Source organism: Spirochaetia bacterium (genome assembly GCA_022482625.1).
Lineage (GTDB): Bacteria > Spirochaetota > Spirochaetia > Sphaerochaetales > Sphaerochaetaceae > Pleomorphochaeta.
The window spans coordinates 1,187,895-1,213,678 of record JAKVOU010000001.1 but is presented as its reverse complement, the minus strand read 5'-3'; the positions used below and the strand labels follow the sequence as shown (position 1 = coordinate 1,213,678).

Below are 25,784 nucleotides of genomic sequence, written 5' to 3'. Positions count from 1 at the left end.
TCTGGAAAAAGCAGGGGGCTGCCAGATTCCGACAGTCCCCTTGGATGATTGATCACCTTCCTAAAGAATGATGATCTGGTCTCTTTCGGGACCTACTGAAATAAACTTGAGCGGAGCTCCGACCAATTCAGCAATCCTTGTGCAATAGTGCTGGGCCTTTGGTGGGAGATCTTCCCACTTGCGGGCCTTTGAAGTATCACACATCCAACCGTCAAATTCTTCATAGATAGGTTTTGCAATTTCTTGTTCAGCGGTCTCTGGAAGCTGTTTGACAATCTTACCGTTGATTTCATAAGCCGTACAGACTTTGATTTTTTCAAAATCGTCAAGGATATCGAGCTTGGTCAGTGCAATGCCAGTGAAACCGTTGATCCAGCAGGAGTAATCAGCAGCCACGGTATCAAGCCATCCGCAGCGTCTGGGACGTCCTGTGGTTGCGCCGAATTCGTTACCCTTTTTCCTTAGCTTCTCACCATCGGCATCGAAAAGCTCGCTCATGAATGGGCCTCCTCCTACACTTGTTGCGTAGGCTTTCATGACCCCAAAGACCTGATTGATGCGGCTGGGAGCAATACCTGCACCGTTGCATGCCCCTGCTGCCGTAGGATTGCTGCTGGTCGTGTAGGGATAAATGCCCCAGTCAAGGTCCCTCATGATACCTAACTGACCTTCAAGAAGGATATCTTTGTCATCTCCGATAGCCTTCCTGACCAGAGGAACGCTGTCAATGATCTGAGAACCGAATTCTTCTTTCCACTGACGGCATTTGTCAAGCATGGCTTCCAAAGTTACCTCTGGCATACCGAAGAATGCCAGTTCCCTGTTCTTTCTTGGAAGCAACATCCTGAGCCGTGTGGTGAGACGGTTTTCATCAAGGAGATCTGCGGCACGGATGCCATTTCTTGCTGCTTTGTCACTGTAACAGGGGCCTATGCCCCTTTTTGTGGTACCGATTTTCTGAGTGTTGCTTCTTGCTGCTTCTTCCGCCCCGTCAAGCATGCAATGGAACGGCATGATCAGATGTGCTCTTTTGTCGATGAAAAGATTGTCGCAGGAAACCCCGGCTGCCTTTATGTTGGTCAGTTCTTCCTTCATCGTATCGAAGTTGATTACGGTACCTGCGCTGACAATGTTTATGGTCTTTGGATTAAAAATCCCGGACGGAATGATATGCAGGGCAAATTTCCCTTTGTCATTGATTACCGTATGGCCTGCATTGTCACCGCCTTGGAAACGAATGCAGATATCTGCCTTTGTTGCAAGGTAATCAACGATCCTGCCTTTGCCCTCATCGCCCCATTGGGCCCCTACGATTGCACTTATGCTCATACTATTGGCTCCTTGCCCTGTTTTTTCATCTCTTCGATCATCTGCTCTTCCAACTTACAGTGAGCATCGATATCCTCGGCATCCCAAGGGTATTTTATCCAGATGTCTCCGATTTCCATTGCAGGGAAATATCTTTTTATCTCGGGCGGAAACTCGAGATCTTTTTTCTTGAGTTTGTTATGGAGAACAAGGACCGCTATTTCTTCTGGCTTGTACTTGAGCAGTTCACCGACACAGTAGGCCAAAGTGGCACGGGTATCATCGACTTCATCAATAAGCAGTACTTTCTTTGCCCTCAGCTGTTCCTGGACTTCATCGATCCATTGTATTTTTTGCGGATGATCACGATGTTTTCTATCAACTCCATAGTAGGAAATACCAACTGCATAGATCGGTCGATTGATAAAAGTCTTCATGATTCTTGCCGGGATGAATCCTCCTGAACCGATGGCGACGATGACATCAGGATCAAAGCCAGAATCTTCAATCCGCCCTGCGAGCTTCTTGACAAGCTTGTGCACTGTGTTGTAGCTCACATAATACTTTTTTTCTTCCATTACAACTTACTCCAAATAGCATGATTGACGTATATTCGTCAGTTTTTCTGTGGGTACATTTCTGCTATATATGGCAATGTCCTGTGTTGCTCCTTGTAATCCAGGCCGTAGCCGACGACCCAGACATCAGGGATGGTGAAACCTGAATAATCGATTTCAACCGGCAGTACATGACGGTCAGGTTTGTCTAGCATGACGACAGTCCTGACGCTGAGAGGCTTACGAGACTTGAAGTTCCTGATCAGATAGTCAAGGGTATAGCCAGAATCAAGTATATCTTCGATGATGAGTACGTGTTTTCCCTCCATGTTTTCCCTGGTATCCATCAGCAGGCGTACGTTTCCGGTCGTTTTGTCTCCCTGATAGGAGGACAGGGCAATGAAATCTACTACATGGGGAATGACAAGTTTTCTGCACAGGTCCGCTGTGAAAATAAATGAACCCTTCAATACTCCTACAAGTATCAAGGGCTCAGTGATATCTGCGTAGTCCGTGTTTATCTGGTGTGCCAGTTCGTCTACCCTCCGGGAAATCGAATCTGCATCTATCAGAACCCGGGCGAGGTCGGGAGTCAAGGCCGGTATTGCCAATGATGAATTCATTGTTCCTCCTATTGTCATCGAATGATGGTTTCTGTCCAATCGGGCCGGTACCATATTTCTGTTACAAAGTAAGCGTACGTTTTTCGACAACAGACCTTTTATATCACAACGGGAAAAAGATGGCAACAATGTCTGGGGGATGCAAGGTAGGTTTTCATAGAGACTGAAGATCATATAGGCAAGTTCTGTGTATTTGGTATTTGTTTTGTATCCTCTTCTTGACCTGCAATGTGTTTAATGGGAAACTGTCAATACAAGGAGGAAATGGTATGTTTGCTGAAATCAGTGTTGATATGCTTGAACTGAATCCTTTCAGCCTGATTGGGAAGGACAATTTCCTGCTGACTGTCGGCGGAGAAGGCCGATGGAATACAATGACAGGTGGTTGGGGAAGCATGGGATTCTATTGGGGAAAGCCTTCTTTTACCGTTGCTGTGCGCCAGAGCAGATATACATGGCAGTTCATGGAAGAAAACGACAGCTTTACTGTCAGTTTCCTCCCGTCTGATTATGCTTGGGTACTGTCTTTCTGCGGTTCCCATTCAGGAAGGGAGACTGACAAAGCCCGCCAGATGGGCATCGAGCCGATTGCCCTTGACAACGGAATGATTACTTTCGATAAGGCAAATCTGGTATTCTGCTGCACTAAAGTTTATCAATCTACAATTGATTCCAATGGATTTTCTCCATTGTGGGTCAATGACAAATGGTATGGAGAAGGAGATTACCATACCCTTTATACTGGTTCAATTGACAAGGTGTTCTGTTCAGATTGAACTGCTGGTATGCAAATTAACTGTATGGAGGGTTCTGGGAAGGAGCCTTCCATGTTTTTTCACTGATAGATTCTATTACTGTTATATTTGATTCCCATATACTTGCATAAACGGGCTTATAGCTATAAGGTACCTACTGTTTAGCTTTTTTTTGAGGAATAGGTCTAGGCATCTTTGGCTTCCAGCGGTATACATTGTACTAATGTGGCTTCTTGTATGTTATAAGGATTGCGCGGGATATCAAGTGGGGGTGATTGATCTGACTGATGAATTGATTTTGAAGGGATTGGAAATAATGCTGAAATCCCGTTTGTTTGAGCGGGAGATAGCTTTGCTTTTTTCAAAGGGAGAATTGCATGGTACGACCCACCTGAACATTGGGCAGGAAGCAACCGAAGCAGGACTTTCCTTGGCTTTGCAGCCAGGTGATTGGTTTGTGCCGACACATCGTTGCCATGGCTATACGGTATCGACAGGAAGTGACCTGAGCCGGATGTTCAGTGAAATGTTCGGTTCTCGCAATGGGCTGAGCAAAGGTCTCGGTGGAAGCATGCATATGAGTGATCGGGCGCATGGGAATCCCGGTTCTTCCGCTGTGGTAGGCAGTGGCGTACCTATTGCCACTGGTCTTGGCTTTGCTCTCAAGCATTTCGGAAAAGACAATATCAGTGTTGCCATTTTCGGTGATGGGGCTTCAAGCCGAGGTGCCGTCCATGAATCAATGAACCAGGCCTCGGTGGAACATCTGCCTGTACTGTTTTTCTGTGAGAACAATGGTTATGGTATGAGTGTCAAGGCTGACCGTGTCGTGTCAGTAGCACGTATTGCCGACAGGGGTGCAGCTTATTCAATTCCGAGTGTCAGGGTTGACGGAAATGATTTGGTGGCTGTATATGAAGCTGTCGTAACGGCCCGCAGGCTTATCCTGAAGACACATAAGCCTTATCTCATTGAGTGTATGACCTATCGTCTCAATGGCCATTCAAAAAGTGATGATTGTCGGTATCGGTCCCGTGAAGAAGAGGAAGTCTGGTCTTCAAGATGTCCCATAAAACGATGCAGGCGACTGTTGGAAAAACAGGGGGTCTTGGATGGTAAAAGATATGAACAATTATATGCCCGGGTACATGAAGAGGTCCTGCAGGCCCTTGAAAAAGCAAAAGCGACCCGAGAAGAAGTGTTGGGACTTGATGAGGCTTTCAGCTATACGTATGCACCTCCTGTGAGTTATATGCCTGCTTTTGCCAGCATGCATCGGGCAACAGGGCGTGAGGCCCTGCGTGAAGCTTTGCGGGAAGAAGCCTTGCGAGACAGGAATGTCGTCCTTTTGGGAGAGGACATCGGACTCTATGGTGGATGTTTCAAGGTAACAGGGGATCTGTATCTCAACATACCGAAAGACCAGCTGATTGAAACTCCTGTCAGTGAAGAAGGTTTTGCAGGTGTTGCCGTAGGGGCTTCCCTGCTTGGACTGCGGCCTGTAGTAGAGATCATGTATGGTGATTTCCTGACGCTTGTCAGTGATGCTTTGGTAAACCATGCCAGTAAGATCAGGTTCATGAGTGCGGGACAATTCAACTGTCCCTTGGTAGTTCGTCTGCCCATGGGCAGCGGTACCGGACACGGGGCCCAACATTCGCAGAGCCTTGAGGCAATGGTCCTGAATGTCCCTGGCCTTAAAGTCGTTGCACCTTCGTGTCCCAGATATGCAAAAGCCCTGCTTAAGGCAGCTATCCGCGATGATGATCCTGTGGTATTCATTGAACAAAAAAAGTTCTATGGTATGGAAGGAAACGTAGGTACGGAAGATGACCTGATGAGTTTGGGGAAGGCCATGGTTACACCCGGAGATGATGTTACTGTGATCAGCTACGGATATCAGGCCCATCTATGCAGAATTGCTGCAGAGAAGCTTGCAGAAGAAGGCATCAGCTGTGAAGTAGTGGATTTATGTACCCTGAAACCTTTGGATAAGGAAGCAATCATTACTTCTGCAATCAAGACCGGTAGGGTCGTCATCGTACAGGAAGCTCCGCTCTGCTATGGAGCGGACAGCGAAATTGCTGCCACTATCTGTGAAAACCAAGAGGCTTTTTCTGCCCTGCAGGTTCCGATTGTCAGATTGGGTGGATTGGAACTTCCTGTTCCGTTTTCAAAAGAACTGGAAAGAGCAAGCTGTCCTGGTTTGGAACAGATCCTGACTGCTATACGAAAGACGTGTGGCAAGTAGCAGCAGGAGAAAGGGGAAAACTTCTGTTGCCCTTTGTCCTGCTGATGTATTGCGGTATGTCAGTTTTTTGCTTTCATGATAGCCATTGCTTCATAAGGGGAAAGTTCCAGTTCTTTGTCTAACTTGATCCTATCCATATTTGAAATCATGATTCTACCATCTACGAATTCATCAGGGAGACCGTATGGTTGCTTCTGGTTTGTGAAATTGGCGATGACCAACATCTTTTCTTCTTCAAGTTCCCTTGTATAGACAAATAGGTTCCTGTCCTCTTTTTCGAGAAGCGTGAATTTCCCATAGCAGACCAACCTGCTGTTATGTCTGAAGTTTATCAGCAACCTGTAGAACTGAAGTATTGAAGATGGGTCACTGAGCTGTTGCTTGACATTTATTTTTTCCCAATTCTCGTTGATACCTATCCATGTTTTGTCACCTGTGGTAAAACCGGCCTGTTTTCCATCAGTCCATTGCATCGGTGTCCGTGCATTGTCTCTTGACATCTTCGCTACAAGAGCAAGGGCTTCCGTTTCACTGTAGCCTGCCTGCTGCAGATATGTATAACCGTTCAAGGCGGCTACATCTCTGAATTGGTTCATGTCCTTCCATCTTCTGTTGGTCATACCGATTTCCTCTCCCTGATAGATGTAAGGGGTTCCTTTCATCATATGGAGTACCAAAGCAAGCATTTTTGCACTTGCCTGCCAATATTTCGGATCATCATTCCCGAATCGGGAAACGCTGCGTGGCTGGTCATGGTTCTGCAGATAAAGTGAATTCCATCCGGTTCCTTCCAGTCCGATTTGCCATTTTTCCCAGATTTTTTTCCATTCCACGAGGTCAAGAGGTTCGAGGTCATAATCATTTCCTGGTTTGTCTTTTCCGATGTTGACATGATCGAATCCAAAAATCATGTTCAGTTCATGACGGTCAGATCCTGTATATCTTTGAGCATCAAAGACAGAAGCTCCCGGGCCTTCTCCGACAGTCATCCAGTCGAACTTGGAAATTACCTTGCCGTTCATTTCCTTGAGAAATTCATGAATTCTCGGACCATTTACGGAATAAGGGTAAAAATCTCCATATTTTCCTTTTGGTTCACCGTCCGGCAGACTTTGCTTTTTGCTGATCATGGTGATGACATCCATCCTGAATCCATCGATACCTTTGTTGCCCCACCAGGTCATCATCTTATATACTGCATTCCTGACCTGTCTGTTCTCCCAGTTCAAGTCAGGTTGCTGCGGTGTGAAAAGATGGAGATAGTATTGTCCGGTCTGTTGGTCATATTGCCATGCTGGACCGCCGAATTCACTGCCCCAGTTGTTCGGTGGAACCCTGTTGCCATCTGCATCCTCCTTGCCGTCTCGCCATATGTAAAAATCCCTCTTGTCATTGTCTTTGGAACTCTTGCTTTCAATAAACCATTCGTGTTCACTGCTGGTGTGGTTTACTACCAAGTCCATGATTATCCTAAGCTTTCGTGCATGGGCTTCTTTCAGCAGGTGATTGAAATCATTCATGTTGCCGAATTCATCCATGATAGCTTGATAATCACTGATATCGTAGCCGTTGTCATAGTTCGGGCTTTTGTAGATAGGGCATAACCAGATGATATCGATACCAAGATATTTCAGGTAGTCGAGCTTTGAGGTGATCCCGTTCAGGTCTCCGATACCGTCACCATCGGAATCCATGAAACTACGTGGATAAATCTGATAGACAATGCCTTCTTTCCACCATTTTCTTTCTTCCATAATTATTACCTCAGTTATCCGTTCTTTGATAAACTATACTTGGTTGTGCCAATTACGGCAATTGTTTTTTATTTATATCACTGTAAATCATGAAGTCAGATGAGAGGTCTTTTTCCAGAAGGCCTTGTACGGCCTGCTTTTTTTCTGTTCCTCCTGTCAGATACCCTTTTCATTTTATTGTGGTTCTACTAGTATAAGGTGAAATATCGGCTTACTTGTGCAGTGAGCCGGAGATGGAGTGAACAATGGACATTGATGTAAAGAAATTGCATCCCCTTGAAGTCCGTCTGCTCAGACATGTATGTCCGGGTGAACCGATTACCTCGGACAGAATCATTGCAGAACTGGGTTACAATGTGGGGCAATGCAACCAAGCTTTCAGCTGGCTTGGTGCGAAAGGCTACGTGGCGGAAATGAGTCGAAAGACCCGCATTCTCTTTGAGTTGACAGAACTTGGTCGTGAACAACAGAAGACAGGTACCCCTTCCCGACGCATCTTTACATACTTGGGTGAGCATGGCGCTGCCACGCTTCCCGAAATTGCTGAAGCCCTAGGATTGGAAAAGAGTACTGTAGGGTCAGCTTTCGGTGCACTTTCCAAGGCGAGAGTTGCAAAGATGAATGAGCAGAAGCAGGCTTTGCTTGTCAGTGACAAGCTCCCTGAAGAAGAGCAGATGCTTGCCGATTTACTGGGAAAAGGCCTTGCAAACCCTATCGACAAGGAAGACCTGCAACCTGTCCAACAGAAATTGCTTGATAGGAATTCAAAGAAACGAGGTATAGGCAGTGTTCCCTTCAGGATGACTGAAAAGGAAGAAATTGTCTATGAATTGACAAAAGAGGGTGCAGCGGCCAAGGAAGCTGTGCTTGCAGCACATCTGAGCGGTGAAGAGCTGGGTGCAGTTACCCAGGATATCCTGTCTTCCGGCAGTTGGAAGGAGGCTTCCTTCCGTCCATATGGACTCAATGCCCCGACTTCACGGTTGATTCCTGGCAGGCACAATCCTTATGGTGCTTATCTGCAATGGGTAAAGGACAAATTGATTTCCTTGGGATTCGAGGAATTTGACGGTCCTCTGGTAGAAAACGAGTTCTGGAACGGTGATGCACTTTTCATGCCGCAGTTCCACAGTGCGCGTGATATCCATGATGTGTATTATATCAAGGAACCTCGCCATTGCAAGGAAATTGAGGAACCTTGGCTGACCAATGTCGCACAGACCCATATGAATGGCGGTAACACGGGTTCAAGAGGCTGGGGATATGCCTTTGACCATGAGTTCACGCGACGTCAGGTAATGCGAAGCCAGGGGACGGTACTTTCTGCCCATCAGCTGACCAAGGCAAAAGTTCCAGGAAAGTATTTCGGCATTGTCCGTTGCTTCCGTTATGATCAGGTTGATGCGACCCATGGTGCAGATTTTTATCAGACTGAGGGTATCGTGCTTGGCAAGGATGTCAATCTCAAGACTTTGCTTGGCTTGCTCAAGCTTTTTGCTGAAGAGATTGCGGGAGCCGAGGAAGTCAAATATGTACCTGGCTATTTCCCATTTACGGAACCTTCCATTGAGGTACACATCAAGCATCCTGTGCTGGGATGGTTCGAGTTGGGAGGAAGTGGCATCTTCCGCCCAGAAGTAACCAAACCGTTGGGCATTGATGTGCCGGTCCTCGCTTGGGGACTTGGCATTGACAGAATGGCGCTTATGCATCTTGGACTCAATGATCTGCGGGAACTTTTTACGCCTGATATCGAAAGTGTGCGTAACAGGAGGGGGAACTGATGCCTAAGATTGAAACCACAGAAAAGAATTTTTTCAGATTGCTCGGCAAACCTTATACGGACGAAGAACTTGAGGCAATATTTCCTGTCGCGAAGGCCGAACTTGACGGACATAGCGATGGAATCATAAAGATTGAACTGAATGATACCAACAGGCCTGACCTTTGGTCTGCGGCCGGTGTAGCAAGGCAGATTAACTGTTACAAGACTTCAGAAGTCCCCCTGTATGATTTTTTCTCAACGATACAGGAAACCATGGACAATGAGGGCCGGTGCATGTATGTGAAGCATGCTCCCGAGAAAAGGAAGTACTCGATTGGCTTTGCTGTTACCGGACATAAAGTCACTGAGGATGATTTGCTGACCTTGATTCAGAGTCAGGAAAAGCTCTGTACCAACTATGGAAGGAAGCGCAAGACCATTGCCATGGGTATTTACCGCAGTGATCTGATTAACTATCCGGTCCACTATGAGGCGGCCGATCCTGATCAGACAAAATTTATCCCGTTGGGGATGGATGAGGAATTGACGCTTCGGCAGATATGCAAGAAACATCCGAAAGGTATCGAGTATGGTCCCTTGGTTGAAAATGATCCGCTTTATCCTTACTTGTTCGATGACAAGGGCGAGACATTGTCTTTTCCTCCGGTAATCAATAGTGCAAGGATAGGAGCCGTGAAAGTGGGAGATGAGAACCTGTTCATTGAAATGAGCGGTCCTATCCTCAGGAATTTGCTTTTGGTTGCAGCTATCATGTCCTGTGACATGGTTGATATGGGATTCACCATTCTACCGGTAAAAGTCTTTTTTGATGAAGAAACTGAATTTGGTAAGGAAATTACCGTCCCGTTTTACTATCAGTCACCGATCAAGTGTACCATGGAAGAGGTGCATAGGACATTAGGTGAGCCGCTTACAGGCAAACAGGTCATCGCTTCTTTGCGGAAGATGGGAATCTATGCAATACAGGAAGGTGATGAAATTTATGCCACAGTGCCTGAATACCGTGATGATTTCCTTCATGCGGCAGATTTAGTCGAAGATGTCATCATCGGCTACGGGCTTGAAAATTTTATTCCGGAGCTGCCGCATGACTTTACCATGGGGCGTCTTTCTCCCGTAGAAGAGCTTTCAAGGAAAATCAGAGATATCATGGTTGGCTTTGGCTTCCAGGAAATGATGTATAACTACCTCGGTTCCAAGAAGGAATTCATTGACAACATGTGCGTCGATGGCAAGGACTATATACAGATTGCGAACCCAATGAGTGAAAACTACGGCTATGTAAGGCCGTCGGTACTGCCAAGCTTGCTTGAGAGCGAAGGTGTCAGTGCCAGTGCTTCATTCCCTCATAAGATTTTTGAAGTAGGGAAGATTGCTTATCTGTATCCGGAAGATAACAGTGGTACCATTACCCGGGATTCTTTGGGATTATTGGCAGCTGATTCCGTCATGGGCTACAATGAGATAAGCTCTTTGGTCTATAATTTGATGTATTTCCTTAAAGTTGATTATACTTTGGCTCCATTGGATGGTGATTCCCGTTTCATCGAAGGTCGTTGTGCAAAGGTTGTTTCCGGTGATAAAGTCATTGGTTGTTTCGGTGAAGTCCATCCCCAGGTCTTGGAGAATTGGGGATGTGGAATGCCTACGGTTGCATGTGAACTGGACGTAGATGACTTGCTGGAAATCCATGGATAATCTGTAGTTGTAACCAGAATTGCCAGGAAGAGGAAGTGTTTTTCTTCTTCCTGTGCGGAGGCTTATATGATCAAAGAAATTCCATATGAAGAGGCTGCTCCTGAACTGATCAGGCAGCTTGGCAACGGCGGTGCCTTCCTTACGGTCAGGAATGGCAAGGCAGTCAATGCCATGACAATCGGATGGGCTGAAATCGGGCGGATCTGGAATTGCCCTATTTTGACGGTTATGGTCCGCTATTCCCGTTTTTCCTATTCTCTGATAGATCAGTCTTGTTGCTTTACTGTCAGTGTTCCTGCAGATGGTTGCCTGAAGAAAGAACTTGCCTTCTTCGGGACAAAGTCCGGCAGGGATATGGATAAGTTTGCACGGACAGGACTTGAAACTGAACCGGCACAGTCAATTGACTGTCCTGTTCTTTCCGCTTGTCACTTGTTTTTTGAATGCAAGACAGTTTATCGGCAAGCAATGGAACCTGCAACTCTTCTTGCAGACATCAAGGAAAAGAGCTATGCAGACAACGATTATCATGTACTTTTTTTCGGTGAAATAGAAAAAGCATACAGGAAGATATGATTGATATTTATTCATGCGGCAGGAAACAGCAGGCAGATGGACTGTCTGTGTTTTCTACCATGGGAAAGTTTCAGAACTTAAGCTGGGCACCCAGCTTCTGCATTTCATTGTTGTCCTTGTAGCTTTCATGAGGGAAGGTGATTTTTGTCCCTGCAGAAAAGCGAGGAATTACATGTATATGCAGATGAGGTATTGCCTGCCCTGCAGCAGCACCGTTGTTGATGACGATATTGGTTCCTTCACAGCCTGTTGTCTTCCTCAGTTTCTTGTCTACTGACTTTGCTATTTCCATCATATGGCTGAGCTGGGCTGTAGGACAATCAGTGAAATTGGGGTAACTTATGCGACTTATCACAAGGCAATGGCCTTTGACAACCGGATTGATATCCATGATGACTACGCATGACTCGTCTTCATGAATTTTTACTGAGGGAATTTCACCCTTTATGATTTTATCGAATACTGTATCCATACTTTGTCATTATATCATCGTAGACCATGAATAAAAAGACTTAAAAGCTTTCCTGTAGGGGATTGCATAAAAAGAATCTTTGTTTTATTATCCATCCGGTATGCGTTCCTTGTTGCATAGGCATAGGCCATATGACATGGAACAGTAGCTGAAAATATTCTACTGGAAACCAATAGCCTTGGTTTTGCATAATTCGAAATGATGTCACAGGTGCTACCTGGGACTGAAACATATTCTATTACAAGAGGTTTATTTATGAGCAACCTGGCAGACATGAGAAACATAGGTATCAGCGCCCATATCGATTCGGGAAAGACAACTCTTACCGAACGTATCCTTTATTATTGCAATAAAATTCATGCAATTCACGAAGTCCGTGGCAAGGATGGTGTCGGAGCTACCATGGATAGTATGGAATTGGAAAAGGAACGTGGCATTACCATTGCATCTGCTGCAACCAACGTAATGTGGAAAAACCATGAAATCAATATTATCGACACTCCGGGACACGTTGACTTTACGATTGAGGTTGAAAGGTCCCTTCGAGTCCTTGATGGAGCAATCCTTGTCCTTTGTTCTGTAGCTGGTGTCCAGTCACAGTCAATTACCGTTGACCGCCAGATGAAGCGTTATCATGTTCCTCGGATTGCATTCGTAAACAAGTGTGATAGAACGGGAGCCAACCCCTATCGTGTAAAGCAGCAGTTGATTGACAAACTTGGTCTCAATGCAGTACTTCTGCAGATTCCTATTGGTTTGGAAGACAAGTTGCAGGGTGTGGTTGACCTGATAACCATGAAGGCGCTTTACTTTGATGCCGACCCTGATGGTATCCACCAACGTGAGGCCGAGATTCCTGCTGAGCTTTTGGATGAAGCCAAGGAAAAAAGGGAAGAAATGCTTGATGTCATCTCAATGGTAGATGATGACCTGATGGAAGCCATGCTGGAAGAGAATGTAACCAATGACCTCATTGTCAAGGCTATACGGAAAGCAACCATCGCCTTGAAGCTTTGTCCCGTACTCATCGGTTCAGCTTACAAGAACAAGGGCATTCCTCCTTTGATGGATGCTGTCAATGCATATTTGCCGAATCCTACAGAGGTTACCAACAAGGCTCTTGATTTGGACAAGAATGAAGAAGAGGTTGTCCTTAAGTCGGATGATACACTCCCGGCTGTTGTCCTGGCTTTCAAGCTTGAGGATGGACAGTATGGACAGTTGACCTATATCCGTATTTATCAGGGTAAGGTCAAGAAAGGTGATGAACTGTACAACACCCGTAGCCGCAAGAAGTTCAAGGTCGGACGTCTCATCCGTATGCATGCCAATACCATGGAAGATCTCCAGGAAGCCGGCTGCGGTGAAATTGCTGCCTTGTTTGGCATTGACTGTGCTTCAGGTGATACGTTCTGTTCTCCGGAGCTCAACTATTCCATGTCTTCCATGTTTGTCCCGAAGCCTGTCATTTCCCTTTCAATTACACCAAAGGATAAAAAAGCTGCTGACAATATGGCCAAGGCACTCAACCGCTTTACCAAGGAAGACCCGACGTTCCGTACTTATGTTGACCCTGAATCAAACCAGACCATCATCCAGGGAATGGGTGAATTGCATCTGGATGTCTACATCGAGAGAATGAAGAGGGAATACAATGCCGAGGTGACTCCTGGTAAGCCTGAGGTAGCCTATCGTGAAGCAATCAGCCAGAGAGCTGACTTCAACTATACGCATAAGAAGCAGACTGGTGGTTCCGGTCAGTATGCCCGTGTCGCAGGATACATAGAACCTCTTCCGGCTCCTGCTGAAGGTGAGGAAGTCAAGGACTATGAGTTCGTTGACGAGGTCAAGGGCGGAGCTATTCCTACCGAATACATTCCTTCCTGTGACAAGGGATTCCAGTTGGCTCTCAAGCGTGGTACACAGGTAGGCTTCCCGATTGTCAATGTCCGTGCAGTTGTCAATGATGGCGCATGGCACCCCGTTGACTCTTCCGATATGGCATTCCAGACTGCAGCACTCGGTGCATTCCGTGAGGCTTTTGAGAAAGCCAAGCCTGTTATTCTTGAGCCGATCATGCATGTGGAAATTCAGGGACCTTCTGAATTCCAAGGCAATATCTTCGGTGCCATCAACCAACGGCGTGGTATGATCATTTCTTCAACCGAGGATGATAACGTCAACTGCACTGTTGAAGCTGAAGTACCTCTTTCAGAGATGTTCGGTTTCTCTACAGTGCTCCGTTCCCTTACACAGGGTAAGGCGGAATTCACCATGGAACTAGCAAAGTATGGTAAGGTTCCGGCCAGCATATCTGATGAGCTGAAGCTTGCTTATCAGAAAAAGCGGCGTGAAGAACAGAAATAGTTCTCTGTTATATCAGTGCTTAGAAGATCGGGTGCCTGTATTGGCAGCCGGTCTTTTTTTGAATTTTTTGTTATTGGACAGTAGGTGTACAAGCTTGGATAATATAATAGTATACGAATTAAAATCCCCGATTATATCACGCTATGGGCTGCTTTCGGAAAATCATAAAACAATTTCTACCACATTTTCACTTATGTGGTATAATGCAATTGAGAATATTCATCTCGGAGGTGCAATACATGGAAATAGAAGAATTGACAAAAATCAGTCCTCTCAGGGTTTTTGAAGAGTCCATAGGCGGCGGCCTGGGACGCGGAAACCTCGGTGTACTGGTTTCAAGACATGGTGTCGGAAAAACTGCTTGCCTGGTACACCTTGCAACGGACAAACTGTTCAGGGGTGAGCATGTCATCCATGTTTCATTCAGCGGAAATGTTGAACATGTCATCAATTGGTACAAGGAGGTGTTCAAAGAGGTAGCCGAGGGCAAGAGCCTGGAGGATGCCTCTTCTGTTTATAATAACATCCTATCAAATCGTGTAGTCATGAATTTTTCTCAGGATTCAGTATCAACTGACAAGATACTTGCAAGTTTGGAGACGCTGATTCGGCATGGCTCATTCCAGGCCGATGCAATCCTCTTTGATGGATATAAGCTTACGACTGCCAATCTGGAAGATGTACGGAAAATCAAGGCCTTTGCCCAAGCACTTAACGTTGAGGTTTGGTTCAGTGTCTCACCTGTACGTGCCGATGTGAAGGTTGACCAATTCGGTGTACCTGAGACAATGGGACCGTATCTGGATGTAATTGATTTGTTGGTTGGGCTTCGTTTCAACGATGCCAATGACAAGGTCCTTATGACTCTGGTGAAGGGTCCTCAAGGAATCATGAAGAAACCTTTGGGGGTCAATCTTGATCCAAAGACAATGTTGATAACCAAATAAGATATTCTTTCTGATAGTAATTGGCAGGAGAGCAAAAAAGCGCTTTCCTGCTTTTTATTTGCTTTCCAAAAGGATGACAGCCTTTGCAATGATAGCATCGCCGGCACCTACGGCCCCTATGTGTTCTGCTGTCTTGGCTTTTACGGAAATTGAAGACGTCGGCACTTTCAGCGCAGTTGCTAGCTTTTGTCGGATAGAAAGGATGAAAGGCTGTAGTTTCGGCTCCTGCAGGAGGATTGTACAGTCGAGATTAGCTAGAACAAAAGGATGCAGTGCCAATGTTTTGTAGAGAAGGACCATGCTGTTGCAATCCTTATAGCTAGGATCAGTATCCGGAAAATGGGAACCGATATCACCGTCTGCAAAGGCACCGAAGATTGCATCGATGATTGCATGCAGCAATACATCGCCGTCACTGTGCGCAGATTCTCCCTTGGCGGACGGAACAGTAATCCCTCCGATTTTCAGAGGAGCACCCTGTACCAGCTTATGTATATCCCATCCTTCACCGATTCTAAGCATTGCTTTCCGGTTCCTTTCTTTGGTTGAGGTACCTGCGGAATTCCTGGTCTATCTTACTTTGCTTGAGGCCTTCTTCCTTTGCCTTTGCATATGCAGCAATCTGTGCGTTTGCATCGGGAATGTCATCTAGGAATGTGATCTTGCGATTGTCTGGATTACCTTCAAATACTCCGACTTCTTGGTTGAAATCTGCATAGATTTCTGTATCGTCTACATAAATCTTGCCATTGTTTCTTGCCTGCTCATGAGCGAGAAGAATCTTTTGGAAATCAAAAATCTGAGGAGTTTGGACACAAACCAGACCCGTTCGGTTTTCATGGCTTGTTATGGTTCCGTTGTTATCTATCCTCTTGACGGCATCGGTTATTGCCGTAGCAGGTGTACTTCCTCCGTACACACAGGCCGTTGCCAGTCCTCGGATGATAAGGTCACTTTCCAAAAATGGTCTTGCGCCATCATGGATGGCAACATAAGAAACCTGCTGTTCAAGTCTCTGTAGCATCTGCAAGGCAAGGAAAACCGATTCTTGACGTGTTTTACCCCCATTGCATAGTACTACAGGTACGGGACAGTGTTCATAAATTTCCTCCAAGGCTATGGCACATTCCTCTTTTTGCCCAGGAGGGCAGATGACTATGATGCTTTTGAGGCTAGGGACTTCCAGGAATGGTCTTGTCGCCCTGTAGAGAATCGTATGTTCTCCGATTTTCAAATATTCTTTTTTGACAGAAACAGAAGCATTCCCATTGAATCTTTCACTATTGCCCGCTGCTGCGATGATGGCAGAAAAACTTGGAATTGACATCGACTACTCCATCTTTGAGAATATAAGCAACTGGATTTCTTCCTTGTCTCTTCCCAGGGAATAGGCCGTTTCGTCAATAAGTATTCTCAGTGCACTGTCATACAAGCGCCTTTCCTGTACTGGCAATTCCTTTATCTTGCTTCTGTGGTACAATGTCTGTACTACTTTTGCAATTGAAGCAATGGAACCTTCCTTCAGCAAGTCGACGTTCATCTGATAACGGGCTTTCCAGTCGACAGGCGTGGGTTTGTAGTCTTTTGTAATCGAATTTATGGCAGCTTCTGCTTCTGCGGGTTTGACAATAGGACGGATGCCCATTTCTTTGCTTTTTTCAATAGGAATCCTGACCGTCATATCGGAGATGTCAAGATAGATGACATAGTATTGAATAACTTTTCCTCTGAATGTACGTTCCTCAATATTCTTGATGATTCCCACTCCTTGCAAAGGGTAGACGACATGTTCACCAATGGAAAAAATAGTTTCTTTTTTTGCTGCACTCATGTTGATAATTATACTCTTTTTTTTGATTAATAACAACTGTAGTGCCACAAGCAAGGAGCACTTGTAATAGCTGTTTCTTGTTAGAAAAGACATGGACCAGTAGGCAAGAGACAAACAATTTGGTACTGTACAAGCATGAAAATATACAGACGCAACTGCGGTATTTTGATGCATCCTTCTTCCTTGCCTTCTGTACATGGAATCGGAAGCCTTGGTGATGATGCTTTGAAGTTCATAGATTTGCTTTCATGCATGCATGTCACCTTGTGGCAGGTGTTGCCGCTTGGGCCTACAGGTTTCGGAGACAGCCCATATGCAGTCAGGAGTACCTTTGCTGGGAATGAATTGCTTATAGATCTCAACGAACTTGCTGCCGAGGGGTTCCTTGGTTTGGAAGATGTCCTGCAGGTTTCTGGGATGTTTTTCCCCCAGCGTATTGACTACGGACGCGTGAGGAGTGTCAAGGAACCGTTGCTTGATAAGGCTGCCGTTGCTTTTCTTGCAGAGGGTGGAAGCACTGAAAAGCAATTTGTGGCTTTCTGTAGGGAAAACAGTTTTTGGCTGGATGATTATGCCCTGTATGTCATCCTGTGCCGGCTTTATGGCGATTCCCGTTGGTTTTCCAAATGGCCTGAGGATATCAAACGACGTAAAGACAGCACACTTGCATCCCTGCAGAAGAAATATAGGGATGCAATACTGAATGTAAAGGTAATACAGTATTTCTTTTTCCGGCAATGGGCCAAGGTGAAAGCCTATGCCAATGAACATGGCATAAGAATCATCGGAGACATTCCTATTTTCGTAGCTTCTGACAGTGTCGATGCATGGTGCAATGTCAAGTTGCTGAAAATGGATGACGACCTGCAGCAGACCGCTTCAAGCGGTGTCCCTCCTGATGCGTTCTCTGCTGATGGACAACTTTGGGGCAATCCCGTCTATGACTGGGATAACCATATCAAGACAAATTTTGCATGGTGGACTGATCGGATACGCAATACCCTGAAGCTATGTGACAGTATCAGGATTGACCATTTTCGTGGACTCAGTGCATATTGGGAAATCCCGCAGGGTGAGAAAACGGCTATCCATGGCAAGTGGGTACAGGCACCGGGACAGTTGCTGCTTGACCATCTTCGGGAGACACTCGGACCTGACCTTCCTTTCATTGCCGAGGATTTGGGTGTAATTACCGATGATGTAGAGGAGCTGAGAGACAACAACCGGCTACCGGGCATGAAGATCCTCCAGTTTGCCTTTGGATTCAGCAAGGATGGGGCCTTTGATGCTTCCAATGCCTATTTGCCGCATAACTGTATTGAAAATTCCGCCGTTTATACGGGAACACATGACAATGATACGACACGTGGTTGGTATGACAAGCTGGATGGACGGACAAAAGATGCAATACGACGTTATCTGGAATGTCCTGATGACCAAATTGTCTGGGAGATGCTAAGGGCCATGTTGATGAGCAACAGCCGTTGGGCAATATTGCCGATACAGGATCTGCTTGAACTTGGCAGTGAAGGGAGGATGAATGTACCTTCGACCTGCGGTACATCCAACTGGAGCTGGAGGATGCCGCGTCTACAGGTGGATCAATGGCGGATGGAACGGTTGAAAGATATGATTGACCGGTATGGACGATACGACGGCAAAGCTTAGCTTGCCATTTCCCTTTTTCTCCTGTTCAGTCAGTCTGGGAAATTGACTTGATGAAGGAAATAAGGACAGAGAGTGCATTTTCATTGTGTCCGCCTTCAGGAATGATGATGTCAGCGTATTCCTTCGTGGGTTCGATGAAATTGAAATGACCTGGCCTGACTACTTCTTCATATTGGGTGATGACACTCTCAAGAGTCCTGCCTCGTTCTGCAATATCCCTGCGTAACCTGCGGATAAAACGTATGTCAGCCGGAGTATCGACAAATATCTTCAAGTTCAGCAAGTCTCTGATCTTTTTGTCATAGAGGACCATCAGCCCTTCGACAATAACCAGAGGCTGTGGTTCAATATGGACTTTTTCGTCCCTCCGCCTGTGATGGACAAAATCATAGAGTGGCATATCAATGGGTTTTCCTTCTTTCAGCCTGTTGAGATGTGCATGGAGCAATTCCATATCAAAGGCATCAGGGTGATCGAAGTTGAAAGCCGTAATGTTCTCATTGTTGATGAATGAGGCACTTTTGTAGTAATTATCCTGAGGAATAAAGACAAAATCAGAACATACCTCACTGATTTTTCTTACGATTGTAGATTTCCCTGAACCTGATCCACCTGTAATTCCGATGATTTTGACATCCATGACTGCTGCCTCCGGCAGGTATCCATGATAACGCAACCTGTGCTGTATGAAAACTACACTACAGGGAAATATGTACCTTCAAGGCAAAATATGTTATCGTCTGGCCATGAACATCATACTGTTTGAACAGTTGGAACAGACTAACCATCTCCCTGCTGATGATTCACGGTCAAGACATATCAGGAAGATATTGCATCTTGGCATAGGTGATTGTTTTTCCTGTGGAATTGTCAACGGTCCTGCAGGAACGGCCACGATTTCCTGTATGGATGACGGGATTGACTTTACCTTTGAGCCTGAAGACGAACATTCATCTGTACTTTATCCTGTGATGTTGTTGGTAAGTCAGGTGCGTCCTATCTGTATGAAAAGGATTCTTCGGGAAGCTGTTTCCCTAGGAGTATCAACCATTATGATCAACGGTGCCGACTTAAGTGAGAAATCTTATGCGAAAGCATCGTTTTATCTTGATGGGACTTATAAATCCGTACTTCTTGATGGGGCCATGCAAGCTGCAAAAACAGGAGTCAGCAAGGTTGTCTTTGCCGATAGCCTGGATGTGGCTGTGCATCAGTTGCCTTCCTGCGGGAACCTGATTATGCTGGACAATGTCATAGGCGCTGCGCCGTTGAGCCAATGGAAAAACAAGGAAGATCATCAGCCGGTTGTATTGGCAATCGGACCTGAAAGAGGTTACAGTGAGAGAGAAAGGCAACTGTTGCTTCAGAAAGGATTCCAACCGAAAACCTTGGGCAGCAGGGTGCTGAGAACCGAAACTGCCTGCAGTGCCGGAATAGCCGTGCTGCTAGGAAGACTCGGGTATCTATGATGTTTCAAAGCAAGGAGCAATAAGAATGGCACATTGTGTAGTGGAAGCAGCGGAAGCAATTCTTGACAAGGAATATCCTGTCCTTGATCATGGTTTTGTCAGATTGGTTGATTATCTTGGCGGTGACGACAGAATTGTCCAGAGTGCAAGGATTTCGTATGGAGCTGGTACAAAAAGCTACCGCAAGGATAAGGGATTGATCAACTATCTGATGAGGAATGACCACTCCTCTCCGTTCGAACAGGTCAATTTTACCTTTCACCTCAAGATGCCTATTTTTGTTGCCAGACAGTGGGTACGTCATAGGACAGGCAGGATCAACGAAATCTCAGGACGGTACAGTGTGATGGCTGATGAATGCTATCGTCCTGACCGTGAGCATATAAATCTCCAGAGCGAGGATAACAAACAAGGGCGGAAGAATGAGTGTGTCGATGATGAAACTGCTGATTTTGTCTTGGCCCGGATGGAAGAAGATGAGCAGCAGATATTCAAAAATTACCACCAGATGCTGGACAAAGGAATAGCAAGGGAATTGTCAAGGATTGATTTGCCGCTTTCCATGTATACGCAATGGTATTGGCAGATGGATCTGCGCAATTTGTTCCATTTCCTGAAACTTAGGCTGGATGACCATGCCCAATATGAAATCCGCGCTTATGCCCAGCAGATCCTTGAGATCGTAAGACTCGTCTGTCCTATTGCTACCGAAGCATTTGAACAGCATGTACTGGGTGCCGAGACCTTTTCCATGGATGAGCGCAAGGCTCTCTCTCTGATGCTTGATGGGAAAGAGTGCCCTCTTAAGGGACGTGCCAAGGAGATATTCGAGACAAAGCTGCTATAGGTTCCGTGTAATTTTTCAGTGCTTTGAGGCGGCAATCGTCTGTACCTTTTCCGTATAAGCTGTCCTCATTGCCTGTTCGAAAACACTGTTGTTCCTGTAACTGTAGCCGAAGGTCGGCATCCATAAGGAAGGATCTTCCATGCAGAGGTAGTAGAAAGGCTTCGTATGTTCCTGTTTCCAGCTCTCAGGGAACAGTGAATAGATGAATGGAAAGAATATTTCCTTCGTTTGGAGCGGGTAAGAATATTTGCCGGCAACTTCACTTAATTCCATTTGCAGTATCCTGCTTGGGCGCCCTTCTTGGCGAAGCTTGCGAAGCACGCTTTTCGTAAAGGTGAGTGTGCCGAGGGATACCATGACTACTTCTTCCGGAGCAAAGTTTTCTGTGATTGTTTCTACCAATTTGCCATATTCTTCCTGCCATCCCTTGAACATGACAATCGGGTGCAAGTGAAATCCTATAGGTATGTGATGGTCCGCAGCTTTTCTTGCTGCTTTCAGTCTTTCTATTACAGGGGAAGCAAGCCGTTCTTCCTTCTTCGCAATTGTCTCAGCATTAAGTGACCATGAGGCAACAATATGATCATCAAGCCTGATTGTATCCATCCAATCGGTCCTTGCACTTTTCGTCTTAAGCTCGATGATCAGCTGAGGATAACGTCGGCAGAGAATATTGAGGGCATCAAGCGTACCATAATCATTGCCCCATAACAGGGAATCAGATGACTGTCCTGTTCCGATATGCCAAGTGCCTTCATCAAGCTCAAGTTTTTCCAAGCGTTCCTTCAGGTTGCCTACGACCCGTATTTCGTGGCTTTGGTAGAACGACTGAATGGAACAATAGCTGCAGGCAAAGGCACATTGCTGTACGGCATCAAGGGTCTTGAGGTTGCAGCAGCGGGTCAATTCCCCGTCCTTAGGACAAGGACAACTGCCGAGAAGCTTTATATGGTCGTCCATGTCCATGATGTCTTTGTATTTGTCAGGATGTATTTCAGGTGGGATGAAATTACTATAGTCTGTCGGTTCTTTTCGCAGTCTGTCGATGCTTTTCTGTAACAGTCTGCAGAAATTGCCTGCTTTCTGCTTGCCTTCGCCTTTTGCCTGTTCCATGTCGGCATGGTCACCAAGCAAGCCCTGTTGCCACAAAGCCAGGTCGGCTGAACTGTCTGCAAGGAATTTTTCCTGCTGATAGGTAAAATGATATGTTTGGACAAGCCTGTCAATTTCCTTTTTCCTATCCTCAGGGAGTGAAAGGTAAACAGGATATGTGCTGATTGAATTCATTGCTACAGTGTAGCAAGCTTGCCCACTGTTGTCAAAATGACTATGCTTTGGAGTATGAAGTATGTCAGGGAAAACAATGCTGAGGTTGCCAGCTTGGGAGAAAGCGTCGCTGAACAGTTCCTCAAGCCTGCAGATCAGGCAAAGGCCTTGCCTGGAAACAGCGGGGTATACTTGATGCTGGACAAGGATGGGACCGTCATCTATGTCGGCAAGGCAAAAAATCTCAGAAAACGTGTAATGAGCTACTTCCTTTCGGGACGAAATGCAAAGACTGCCGCACTGGTAGAGAAAATCCATCGTATTGAGCACATCATTACCGGTAATGAGTATGAAGCATTGGTGTTGGAAAACAACCTGATAAAGAAGTATAATCCGCATTATAATATAGATCTCAAGGATGGCAAGAGTTATCCGATGATTAGGATTACCAAAGAGGATTTTCCGAAAGTCTTCAAGACCCGTCGGCTGATAAAAGATGGGTCGCTGTATTTCGGGCCCTATCCAGGCGTTGGGAGCCTTGATACCTACCTTGAACTTGTCAATACTATGTTCAGGCTCCGTAAGTGTGCTTCACCGATGAAGCGGCGTGACCATCCCTGTCTGTATTATCATATCGGTCGCTGTTCTGCTCCTTGTTGTGGGATGATCAGCAAGGAGGCCTATGCCCAATCCGTAGAGAAGGTAAAGAAATTCCTTAACGGGGACAATGACCGGCTTATCAGGGAAACCGAAAAGGAAATGCTGAGTCTTGGTAAAGAGCTGAAGTTTGAAGAGGCTGCCAAGAAAAGGGATCTTTTACGGGCCTTGGTTACCATGGCAACGAATCAGACAGTGGAGGATCAGCAGCAGGAAGCAAGGGATTATGCGGCAATCGAAATGAGAGGCCCATTATATTCCATTTCCTTGATGCAAGTGAGAGATGGTGCCTTGATGGGACGTGCCTTGTATCGAGGGGAGACGCTTGGTGATGAGACTGAAACTTTACAAGGGTTCCTTCTTCGGTACTATGCGGATGGTCAGCGACTTCCTAAACAGCTTTATGTTTCACATGATATTGACAGTATGTCGATAGCAAGATTCTTTGATGAGCAATTGGGAGGGAAGCTTCAGGTACTGAAGCCGGTTGATGGCAAGCACTATCGTATCCTTCGAATGGCGGGTGAGAATGCAACCAGGGATGTTGAAAAGCGGCTACGCAGTACAGACAACAGCGTTGCACTTGAGGCTTTGCAGCAGGCACTTGACTTGCCTTCATTGCCTGTATTGATCGAAGGTTTTGATATTGCACAATTGTCTGGCAAGTACACCGTTGCTTCCCTTATTTCCTTTAGGGACGGGAAACCGGACAAGCAGGGCTACCGAAGATTCAATATAAGAAGTTTAGGTGGCAAGATTGATGATTTCCAGTCGATGAGGGAAGCTGCAACCAGAAGGTACCAAGATATACTGAATGAAGGATTACAATGGCCTTCCCTGGTAGTCATTGACGGCGGAAAGGGGCAGGTGAACGCTGTAGTAGGTGTCTTGGATGATTTAGGTATGAGCGAGATACCGGTCATTGGCCTTGCAAAGCGTTTGGAAGAAATCGTTTTTCCCGGTGAGGGAGAGAGCCTGTTGCTTCCGGAACATTCCCCGGCTTTGCAACTGCTTATTGCAATCCGTGATGAGTGCCATCGTTTTGCGACCTCTGCCAACCAGAATTTGCGGAGCAAGGAAGTTGCTTTTACCTTGCTTGAAAGCATAAAAGGCGTAGGAGAACAACGTAGTCGGAAACTTATGCAGGTCTATGGAAGTGTCGATGCCATATTGGCAAGTTCGCCTGAGGAAATTGCTTCACAGGCAGGTATCCCCGTTCCTGTAGCAAAAAGATTGATTGACAAGCTGAGCTTGTGAAGATGCTTCTGCTACAAGACAGCAAAAGTCGCCCCTCGTAGCTCAGGGATTTTCTTGCCTTTGTTTACCATTATATCTATGACAAGTTTTTCTAATTCCAATTTTTGCAGGTCACCTGTTTCTTTTCTGAGTATGACATCTGCGGAAAAGAGCAGGGCAAGTATTCTTCTGCATGCTGCTGCATCGTAGCGGTTCAGCGCTGCTGTGTAAATCTTGAAATCAGAAGGACGGCGAATACTTGATCTTTTTCCCAAGACTGTAGCTTCTTGGAATGCCTCCCGTTGGTTGCTCCCTGTTTCAAGTTGTTCCGCAATGCTCTGCAACCGTCTCCAGCACCATATCAGACCACCGATGAGGGTATACTGGGCATTGTTTGACCGTTCCAAGATAACATCAGCTATACCGATGGCTTCACTGAGTGAGCCGCTTGCCATGGCCGCGAACAAGGTAAAGGCATTTTCTTCCCTTGTATGATGGACATAGGTTTCAATATCATTTTCAGTGATGCTGTTGCCTTTTTCGTTGACTTGCCAGAAGAATGCCAACTGTCTGCAGGTAACTTTCAGTTCCATGGTATTGTTGTCTACCAGATCAAGCAGCAACTCTGTTGCTGGTTGGTCTATAAGCAGTCCTTGCTGGGCAAAGAAAGTATTTACCCAGCCTGCAAGTTGTTCCTCTTTCAGTTCCCAGAAAACAGCAAAGGATTCCGGTGGGAACTGCTGCTTGATCTGGTTTTGTATCCTGGTCATTGTTGCTGATGGCAATTTGGTTTCATCACTGAGGATGATGAGCGTTGAGGATGGAGAAGGGGCCTGCACATAGGCAAGCAAATCCTTTGCCTGCTGTTCGTTCATCGTTTCTGCCTGGCTTAGGATGACAAGACTATGTGGGCTGAACAGATCGATATTGTTCAACTCGATGTACAACTCATTGTCCTTTCCTTCGAAAGGATAGAATTTATATACCTGAGGCTGTAGTTTCAGCTCTTTTGTAAGCTGGTTCTTGATTTGCCATACACGCTCTGCCTTTTCTCCAGCTTCCGGACCTAGCAACAGATAGACTCTTTGACTCATGAGAGGTCCCTGAATTGTCTGAACAGAAGGGAAAGCGTACCCTTGATTTCAATGTCTGCAGTCAAAGGGATGGATGAAAGCGATATGTTCGATACGGTCAGATATGGAATACCTTTTTCTTCATGGTAGAACCGAACAAGAGGGCCAAGTTGCTTGCTTTCTGCCAAAACGATTTGTCCTTCATGAATTTTATCAGTAAGCTTGATTGCTGCAACATCACCATAGTAGATGCCTTCATCTGAAAGTGCATCATCCTTGATCATCGTGATGATGTACTCGCATGAATCCTCTTCAGGCAATAGTTTCTTGGAAAGGTAAAGGAGATTTTTCCCGTTTTTCTTTGTTTCATGTAGTTCGCTGTCTGTGATCGGAATGGACATGACATCCTCATATGGAGAAAACTGGGGATCAATGATTTTTACCGACCTGGAAATACCTGGTATTGAGGAAATCAAGCTTTTGCTTTCCAGTGCCTGCAGATGATCATATGCAGCCTTCACTGAAAAATGAAAATGTTCACTTATGTCCCTGGTTGAGGGACTGAATTCATTTTCTCTAATGAAATCCCTTATGTATTCAAGGATTTCCTTTTGTCTTGGAGTAATCTGTTTCATTGGTTACC

The 25,784-nt window shown here is 45.8% G+C and carries 23 protein-coding genes; 11 read left to right on the top strand and 12 right to left on the bottom strand.

The genetic code is table 11. From position 1 onward, the window contains the following. Positions 1 to 60: 60 nt before the first annotated feature. Genes LKE40_05495 through hpt form a run of 3 tightly spaced genes read right to left on the bottom strand, consistent with a single transcriptional unit; the run spans position 61 to position 2,488 of the window. On the bottom strand, positions 61 to 1,329 hold the full coding sequence (locus tag LKE40_05495; GenBank protein ID MCH3916907.1) for an adenylosuccinate synthase: 1,269 nt from the start codon (positions 1,327 to 1,329) through the stop codon (positions 61 to 63). Continuing rightward, complete coding sequence (locus LKE40_05490) at positions 1,326 to 1,886, bottom strand: phosphoribosyltransferase (protein MCH3916906.1); 561 nt, start codon at positions 1,884 to 1,886, stop codon at positions 1,326 to 1,328. The genes LKE40_05495 and LKE40_05490 overlap by 4 nt, the downstream gene beginning before the upstream one ends. A gap of 38 nt (positions 1,887 to 1,924) precedes the next feature. Further along, positions 1,925 to 2,488, bottom strand: a complete 564-nt coding sequence (gene hpt, locus LKE40_05485) for a hypoxanthine phosphoribosyltransferase (protein ID MCH3916905.1) — start codon at positions 2,486 to 2,488, stop codon at positions 1,925 to 1,927. A 269-nt stretch (positions 2,489 to 2,757) separates the two neighbouring features. On the opposite strand from hpt, the gene LKE40_05480 reads away from it, so the two are divergent. Together LKE40_05480 and LKE40_05475 are read left to right on the top strand one after the other, a co-directional pair. Continuing rightward, on the top strand, positions 2,758 to 3,264 hold the full coding sequence (locus tag LKE40_05480; GenBank protein MCH3916904.1) for a flavin reductase: 507 nt from the start codon (positions 2,758 to 2,760) through the stop codon (positions 3,262 to 3,264). A 250-nt stretch (positions 3,265 to 3,514) separates the two neighbouring features. Beyond that, the gene (locus LKE40_05475; GenBank protein MCH3916903.1) at positions 3,515 to 5,494 is read left to right on the top strand and encodes a dehydrogenase E1 component subunit alpha/beta; all 1,980 of its coding nucleotides are present in this window, start codon (positions 3,515 to 3,517) and stop codon (positions 5,492 to 5,494) included. A gap of 59 nt (positions 5,495 to 5,553) precedes the next feature. Here LKE40_05475 and LKE40_05470 read toward each other — a convergent pair whose 3' ends face one another. After that, positions 5,554 to 7,248, bottom strand: a complete 1,695-nt coding sequence (locus tag LKE40_05470) for an alpha-glucosidase (GenBank protein ID MCH3916902.1) — start codon at positions 7,246 to 7,248, stop codon at positions 5,554 to 5,556. A 245-nt stretch (positions 7,249 to 7,493) separates the two neighbouring features. Here LKE40_05470 and LKE40_05465 point away from each other — a divergent pair, with 245 nt between their 5' ends. The 3 genes from LKE40_05465 (at position 7,494) to LKE40_05455 (ending at position 11,308) form a co-directional block, all read left to right on the top strand. Continuing rightward, positions 7,494 to 9,032 carry a phenylalanine--tRNA ligase subunit alpha gene (locus tag LKE40_05465; protein MCH3916901.1) on the top strand — a complete coding sequence of 513 codons (1,539 nt, stop codon included), beginning with the start codon at positions 7,494 to 7,496 and terminating at the stop codon, positions 9,030 to 9,032. Beyond that, positions 9,032 to 10,732, top strand: coding sequence for a phenylalanine--tRNA ligase subunit beta (pheT, locus tag LKE40_05460; protein MCH3916900.1), 1,701 nt, complete (start codon positions 9,032 to 9,034; stop codon positions 10,730 to 10,732). The genes LKE40_05465 and pheT overlap by 1 nt, the downstream gene beginning before the upstream one ends. A 66-nt stretch (positions 10,733 to 10,798) precedes the next feature. Beyond that, on the top strand, positions 10,799 to 11,308 hold the full coding sequence (locus LKE40_05455) for a flavin reductase family protein (protein ID MCH3916899.1): 510 nt from the start codon (positions 10,799 to 10,801) through the stop codon (positions 11,306 to 11,308). Between the two features lie 70 nt (positions 11,309 to 11,378). Here the strand turns inward: LKE40_05455 and LKE40_05450 are convergent, their stop codons facing one another. Continuing rightward, the gene (locus LKE40_05450; GenBank protein ID MCH3916898.1) at positions 11,379 to 11,780 is read right to left on the bottom strand and encodes an HIT family protein; all 402 of its coding nucleotides are present in this window, start codon (positions 11,778 to 11,780) and stop codon (positions 11,379 to 11,381) included. Between the two features lie 255 nt (positions 11,781 to 12,035). Here LKE40_05450 and fusA point away from each other — a divergent pair, with 255 nt between their 5' ends. Both fusA and LKE40_05440 read left to right on the top strand, forming a co-directional pair. Beyond that, the gene (fusA, locus tag LKE40_05445) at positions 12,036 to 14,147 is read left to right on the top strand and encodes an elongation factor G (protein ID MCH3916897.1); all 2,112 of its coding nucleotides are present in this window, start codon (positions 12,036 to 12,038) and stop codon (positions 14,145 to 14,147) included. A gap of 239 nt (positions 14,148 to 14,386) precedes the next feature. Next, positions 14,387 to 15,094, top strand: coding sequence for a hypothetical protein (locus LKE40_05440; GenBank protein ID MCH3916896.1), 708 nt, complete (start codon positions 14,387 to 14,389; stop codon positions 15,092 to 15,094). Positions 15,095 to 15,148: 54 nt separating this feature from the next. Here the strand turns inward: LKE40_05440 and ispF are convergent, their stop codons facing one another. Genes ispF through LKE40_05425 form a run of 3 tightly spaced genes read right to left on the bottom strand, consistent with a single transcriptional unit; the run spans position 15,149 to position 16,925 of the window. After that, complete coding sequence (gene ispF, locus LKE40_05435; GenBank protein ID MCH3916895.1) at positions 15,149 to 15,616, bottom strand: 2-C-methyl-D-erythritol 2,4-cyclodiphosphate synthase; 468 nt, start codon at positions 15,614 to 15,616, stop codon at positions 15,149 to 15,151. After that, a complete protein-coding gene (locus tag LKE40_05430; GenBank protein MCH3916894.1) occupies positions 15,609 to 16,421 on the bottom strand; it encodes a 2-C-methyl-D-erythritol 4-phosphate cytidylyltransferase in 813 nt (270 codons plus the stop codon). Before LKE40_05430 ends, ispF begins: the two co-directional genes overlap by 8 nt. A 3-nt stretch (positions 16,422 to 16,424) precedes the next feature. Next, the gene (locus LKE40_05425; GenBank protein ID MCH3916893.1) at positions 16,425 to 16,925 is read right to left on the bottom strand and encodes a CarD family transcriptional regulator; all 501 of its coding nucleotides are present in this window, start codon (positions 16,923 to 16,925) and stop codon (positions 16,425 to 16,427) included. Positions 16,926 to 17,060: 135 nt separating this feature from the next. On the opposite strand from LKE40_05425, the gene malQ reads away from it, so the two are divergent. After that, positions 17,061 to 18,593 (top strand): 4-alpha-glucanotransferase, encoded by a 1,533-nt coding sequence (gene malQ / locus LKE40_05420; protein MCH3916892.1) that lies wholly within the window; start codon positions 17,061 to 17,063, stop codon positions 18,591 to 18,593. Positions 18,594 to 18,618: 25 nt separating this feature from the next. Here malQ and udk read toward each other — a convergent pair whose 3' ends face one another. Beyond that, a complete protein-coding gene (gene udk, locus LKE40_05415) occupies positions 18,619 to 19,233 on the bottom strand; it encodes a uridine kinase (GenBank protein ID MCH3916891.1) in 615 nt (204 codons plus the stop codon). A gap of 106 nt (positions 19,234 to 19,339) precedes the next feature. Here udk and LKE40_05410 point away from each other — a divergent pair, with 106 nt between their 5' ends. Together LKE40_05410 and thyX are read left to right on the top strand one after the other, a co-directional pair. Next, entirely contained in the window at positions 19,340 to 20,062 is a 723-nt protein-coding gene (locus LKE40_05410) for an RsmE family RNA methyltransferase (protein ID MCH3916890.1), read from the top strand. A gap of 25 nt (positions 20,063 to 20,087) precedes the next feature. Next, positions 20,088 to 20,909 (top strand): FAD-dependent thymidylate synthase, encoded by an 822-nt coding sequence (gene thyX / locus LKE40_05405; protein MCH3916889.1) that lies wholly within the window; start codon positions 20,088 to 20,090, stop codon positions 20,907 to 20,909. 15 nt (positions 20,910 to 20,924) lie between these two features. Here the strand turns inward: thyX and LKE40_05400 are convergent, their stop codons facing one another. Continuing rightward, on the bottom strand, positions 20,925 to 22,196 hold the full coding sequence (locus LKE40_05400; GenBank protein ID MCH3916888.1) for a radical SAM protein: 1,272 nt from the start codon (positions 22,194 to 22,196) through the stop codon (positions 20,925 to 20,927). A gap of 54 nt (positions 22,197 to 22,250) precedes the next feature. Here LKE40_05400 and uvrC point away from each other — a divergent pair, with 54 nt between their 5' ends. Beyond that, on the top strand, positions 22,251 to 24,089 hold the full coding sequence (gene uvrC, locus LKE40_05395; protein MCH3916887.1) for an excinuclease ABC subunit UvrC: 1,839 nt from the start codon (positions 22,251 to 22,253) through the stop codon (positions 24,087 to 24,089). 11 nt (positions 24,090 to 24,100) lie between these two features. Here uvrC and holA read toward each other — a convergent pair whose 3' ends face one another. Then, positions 24,101 to 25,162, bottom strand: a complete 1,062-nt coding sequence (gene holA / locus LKE40_05390; protein MCH3916886.1) for a DNA polymerase III subunit delta — start codon at positions 25,160 to 25,162, stop codon at positions 24,101 to 24,103. Then, positions 25,159 to 25,776 carry a hypothetical protein gene (locus tag LKE40_05385; GenBank protein ID MCH3916885.1) on the bottom strand — a complete coding sequence of 206 codons (618 nt, stop codon included), beginning with the start codon at positions 25,774 to 25,776 and terminating at the stop codon, positions 25,159 to 25,161. The genes holA and LKE40_05385 overlap by 4 nt, the downstream gene beginning before the upstream one ends. Between the last annotated feature and the right edge of the window lie 8 nt (positions 25,777 to 25,784).

What these genes read in the sequence shown, in the direction of transcription:
- LKE40_05495 (MCH3916907.1), bottom strand. Translation starts at nt 1,329, where the DNA reads ATGAGCATAAGTGCAATCGTAGGGGCCCAATGGGGCGATGAGGGCAAA.
- LKE40_05490 (MCH3916906.1), bottom strand. Translation starts at nt 1,886, where the DNA reads ATGGAAGAAAAAAAGTATTATGTGAGCTACAACACAGTGCACAAGCTT.
- hpt (MCH3916905.1), bottom strand. Translation starts at nt 2,488, where the DNA reads ATGAATTCATCATTGGCAATACCGGCCTTGACTCCCGACCTCGCCCGG.
- LKE40_05480 (MCH3916904.1), top strand. Translation starts at nt 2,758, where the DNA reads ATGTTTGCTGAAATCAGTGTTGATATGCTTGAACTGAATCCTTTCAGC.
- LKE40_05470 (MCH3916902.1), bottom strand. Translation starts at nt 7,248, where the DNA reads ATGGAAGAAAGAAAATGGTGGAAAGAAGGCATTGTCTATCAGATTTAT.
- LKE40_05465 (MCH3916901.1), top strand. Translation starts at nt 7,494, where the DNA reads ATGGACATTGATGTAAAGAAATTGCATCCCCTTGAAGTCCGTCTGCTC.
- pheT (MCH3916900.1), top strand. Translation starts at nt 9,032, where the DNA reads ATGCCTAAGATTGAAACCACAGAAAAGAATTTTTTCAGATTGCTCGGC.
- LKE40_05455 (MCH3916899.1), top strand. Translation starts at nt 10,799, where the DNA reads ATGATCAAAGAAATTCCATATGAAGAGGCTGCTCCTGAACTGATCAGG.
- LKE40_05450 (MCH3916898.1), bottom strand. Translation starts at nt 11,780, where the DNA reads ATGGATACAGTATTCGATAAAATCATAAAGGGTGAAATTCCCTCAGTA.
- fusA (MCH3916897.1), top strand. Translation starts at nt 12,036, where the DNA reads ATGAGCAACCTGGCAGACATGAGAAACATAGGTATCAGCGCCCATATC.
- LKE40_05440 (MCH3916896.1), top strand. Translation starts at nt 14,387, where the DNA reads ATGGAAATAGAAGAATTGACAAAAATCAGTCCTCTCAGGGTTTTTGAA.
- ispF (MCH3916895.1), bottom strand. Translation starts at nt 15,616, where the DNA reads ATGCTTAGAATCGGTGAAGGATGGGATATACATAAGCTGGTACAGGGT.
- LKE40_05430 (MCH3916894.1), bottom strand. Translation starts at nt 16,421, where the DNA reads ATGTCAATTCCAAGTTTTTCTGCCATCATCGCAGCAGCGGGCAATAGT.
- LKE40_05425 (MCH3916893.1), bottom strand. Translation starts at nt 16,925, where the DNA reads ATGAGTGCAGCAAAAAAAGAAACTATTTTTTCCATTGGTGAACATGTC.
- malQ (MCH3916892.1), top strand. Translation starts at nt 17,061, where the DNA reads ATGAAAATATACAGACGCAACTGCGGTATTTTGATGCATCCTTCTTCC.
- udk (MCH3916891.1), bottom strand. Translation starts at nt 19,233, where the DNA reads ATGGATGTCAAAATCATCGGAATTACAGGTGGATCAGGTTCAGGGAAA.
- LKE40_05410 (MCH3916890.1), top strand. Translation starts at nt 19,340, where the DNA reads ATGAACATCATACTGTTTGAACAGTTGGAACAGACTAACCATCTCCCT.
- thyX (MCH3916889.1), top strand. Translation starts at nt 20,088, where the DNA reads ATGGCACATTGTGTAGTGGAAGCAGCGGAAGCAATTCTTGACAAGGAA.
- LKE40_05400 (MCH3916888.1), bottom strand. Translation starts at nt 22,196, where the DNA reads ATGAATTCAATCAGCACATATCCTGTTTACCTTTCACTCCCTGAGGAT.
- uvrC (MCH3916887.1), top strand. Translation starts at nt 22,251, where the DNA reads ATGAAGTATGTCAGGGAAAACAATGCTGAGGTTGCCAGCTTGGGAGAA.
- holA (MCH3916886.1), bottom strand. Translation starts at nt 25,162, where the DNA reads ATGAGTCAAAGAGTCTATCTGTTGCTAGGTCCGGAAGCTGGAGAAAAG.
- LKE40_05385 (MCH3916885.1), bottom strand. Translation starts at nt 25,776, where the DNA reads ATGAAACAGATTACTCCAAGACAAAAGGAAATCCTTGAATACATAAGG.